At 49.8% G+C, this 2,957-nt stretch carries 4 protein-coding genes; all 4 read right to left on the bottom strand.

Annotated features, from left to right (window positions below; genetic code table 11):
• Positions 1-364: 364 nt before the first annotated feature.
• The 4 genes from HY879_23370 to HY879_23355 are packed head-to-tail and all read right to left on the bottom strand — an operon-like array spanning position 365 to position 2,893.
• Positions 365-1,105: an ATP-binding protein gene (locus HY879_23370; GenBank protein MBI5606286.1), complete on the bottom strand. Its 741-nt coding sequence runs from the start codon at positions 1,103-1,105 to the stop codon at positions 365-367.
• Between the two features lie 2 nt (positions 1,106-1,107).
• A complete protein-coding gene (locus HY879_23365) occupies positions 1,108-1,449 on the bottom strand; it encodes a hypothetical protein (GenBank protein MBI5606285.1) in 342 nt (113 codons plus the stop codon).
• Positions 1,413-2,573, bottom strand: a complete 1,161-nt coding sequence (locus HY879_23360; GenBank protein ID MBI5606284.1) for an IS21 family transposase — start codon at positions 2,571-2,573, stop codon at positions 1,413-1,415. The genes HY879_23365 and HY879_23360 overlap by 37 nt, the downstream gene beginning before the upstream one ends.
• The gene (locus tag HY879_23355) at positions 2,570-2,893 is read right to left on the bottom strand and encodes a hypothetical protein (protein MBI5606283.1); all 324 of its coding nucleotides are present in this window, start codon (positions 2,891-2,893) and stop codon (positions 2,570-2,572) included. Before HY879_23355 ends, HY879_23360 begins: the two co-directional genes overlap by 4 nt.
• Positions 2,894-2,957 lie beyond the last annotated feature (64 nt).

Below are 2,957 nucleotides of genomic sequence, written 5' to 3'. Positions count from 1 at the left end.
CTTTCTCTTTTACCCCGCCTTCGGGATTGGGATGGAGAAATGCTAAGGGTTCTTTAAAACTTCATCATGATTTCCAATAACTCTTAGTTCCCGTAGGGTGGGTGGAATGAAATGCAACCCACCGATCCCAGGTACAATAAAACGGGCTTGATCCACACTATCTCTTTTAATTTTGATAACTACTCTCTTTGTATTATCGCCGGTTAAGAAACCAGCCAAAGTTACCGAAAAAGAAACCGGCCAGTGGGTCATGAGAGCGGTATTCAGCGACACGGGACAGGCCTAAGAGCAAGCCACGACGCTACGGGGAACACCAGGAATGGAGTGCACCCCGGACGTTTACCGCCATAAATTATTTTACAGGTTAGGCTTTATTTTTTCTTCGATAGCTTGGCCCTCCCAGGATAAGGACCTCGGAGTTATGAACAAGACGGTCAGCGATAGCCGTGGCCACCGGGGTGGAATCGAAGACCTTTCCCCAGTCAGCAAAGGGCAAGTTAGTTGTCAACAGAGTTGATTTAACCGTATGCCTTTGGCTGATGACCTGGAAGAAAAGGTGTGAACCCTGGGGACCGAGGGATAGGTAACCCAACTCGTCACATACGAGGAGGTCCGGAGATTGATAATAGTGGAGCATTTTAAGTAAAGAATGATCGGCCTCGGCGGCAATGAGATGATTGATCATATCCATGGTATTGGAAAAGAGACACTTGATATTGGCATTACAAGCAGCAAAGACCAAGGCTTTGGCCAGGAAGGTTTTACCGGTACCGGGATTGCCGATGAGAATGATATCCTGATGCTTGGTGATAAAATCGAGGGAGAATAAGTTCAGGATGAGGGTTTTCTGATCAAGCCGGGACTTATGATGATGGAAGTCGAACTGGTCGATAGTCGACTTGTCGCTGAGTAGAGATTGACGATAACGGAGAGTGATAGCGGTTTGACGACGGGCCTCCAGTTCGTAATCGGCCAGACGGTTCAAGGCGGCAGGCAGGTTGAGATTTTTTTGAGCGGCCTGATCCAGGACGGAGTCCAGTTGTTGGGCCATGGTTTTTAGACGGAGTTGGATAAGTTTATCTTTAAGAGTGTCCAAGTCAGACATGATTAGTCCTTTCGTTTGAGGATATAAGCATCATACTCGGCCAGGAGGGGCTCCTCCAGGCGGATACGGTTCAGGTCCTGGCGTTTGAGTTGCACCGGAGGATGATTTTGTTTAGGGGACTTTTCCTGATGGAGGATGTTTTCCACATAATGGGCGCCATAGGCCTGATGAACCATGGCCCGCTTAAGAGCCTGGATCAATAAAGCGGTTCCATAGCGGTCCTTCAAGGCGAGGAGTTTGGCCAGGTTCTTTTTGATGGGCTGACCAGTGAGGGATAGCCCTTCCAGGAAGGCCTTGGCCTCTTCCCCTAGGAGATAAAAGAAGAGACCTCCGCAGCCAGCCATTCCTGAGGCCGGCGTTTAAAAGCGGCTTCCCGATGGGCCGGAAGTTCCAGGCGTTGTTTTTTCTCCCAACAGCGGGTATGGGTAGCCAGGGTTTTTTCGTGATGATAGAGGGTGACGGTTTTTACATCGGCCTTGACGATAACGGTTTTACCGATGGCCCAGGGAGGAACGGAGTAAAAGTTGCTGTCGAAACGGATGGCGAAGTCGGAGTGGACCTTGACTGAAAGGGTCTCCCGGCAGTCGGGGGTAAACTCCGGCAGGGGTTGAAGGGCGTCGGGTCTAAAGCGAGTTCCCGGTTTTTCACCGGTAGTGCTATGGAGTCGGCAATTGGCTTGGTTATCTAACCAGTGCCAGAACTGACGATTGACATCAAGCAGATCGGTAAAGGAACGTAGAGGCCAGAAGTTGTGACGGATGTAATGAATCCCCCCTTTTTCGATCTTGCCTTTTTCGTGAGGTTGATAGGGATGGCAGGCCTTAGGGGTGATCCGGAAGGGTCTTAAGAATTCCAGGAAAGCCTCATTAAAGCGAATAAGAGGGCCTTCCCGCTCTATCACGGCGGTCAGCATATTATCGGTAACGATCTCCTTGGGGGTGCCTTGAAAGAAACGGAAGGCATTGAGTAATCCCTGATGGAGGGTCTCTTGTTTTTGGGAGTGGGTGAACTCCCCGTAAAGCATCCGACTATGGGCCTCGATGACCGCCAGACAGTAGAGCTTTCGGGGGGTCTGGCCATAAGTCAAAGAATCGAAGTGGCCCCAGTCGATCTGGAACTGTTCTCCTGGAGAGGATTCGAAACGGATATAGGCCCGTTTCTTCTTGGGTCTGATCTGTTGCAGGTATTCTCCCAGAATGGACCTGCCCCCGGTATAGCCCTGGGGCTTTAAGCGTTGATACAGAACCGCACCGCTGACCGAGGGATCTTGCTCTAAGTACTTTTGGATCTCGTTTTTAAACGGATCCAGCTTGCTGGTGCGGACTGTTACCGGTCTGGGCGGATTCGGGTTATCTAAATATCGTTTGACACTGTCCCGGCTGAGTCTGAGGGTCCGGGCGATTTTACGAAGACCATAGCCTTCATGAGCCAGATGGTGGATCTCGAAGATAGTACGGCGATCAATCACAGAGACCCCCCCCATGGTGTAAAAAAAGGTAAAGAAAGGACCTGGAATAACTGACCATCAAAAGCGATCAGGTCCTTTCGGATCAACGATTGCCGGGCTTTCAGATACTGCTTCAGACTGATCTTCAGGCAGGAGCAGATGCTGTCCGGGGCATAATAAGAAAGCCCTTGTTTGTCGGAGGCTAATACCAGGAAGAAGTAGAGCAAAAGCTCTTGGTGGGTCAGGGTCTTGATAAAGCTTCGGAAGCGGTGTTCGATAAAGGCAAAACTTCCGGTTATTTTTCGGATGCGTAAAGGGTTGATGGGTTTCTTGTCGATCATTAAAGGACCTCCTGTTTGCGGACTATCTTAAGAAAAGATTGAGACAAAATCTATCGAGTCCTTT

This window comes from Deltaproteobacteria bacterium (assembly GCA_016219225.1).
In the GTDB taxonomy this organism is placed as follows: Bacteria; Desulfobacterota; RBG-13-43-22; order RBG-13-43-22; family RBG-13-43-22; genus RBG-13-43-22.
Note: the sequence above shows the minus strand (reverse complement) of the source record. Positions and strands in the feature narration are given on the sequence as shown.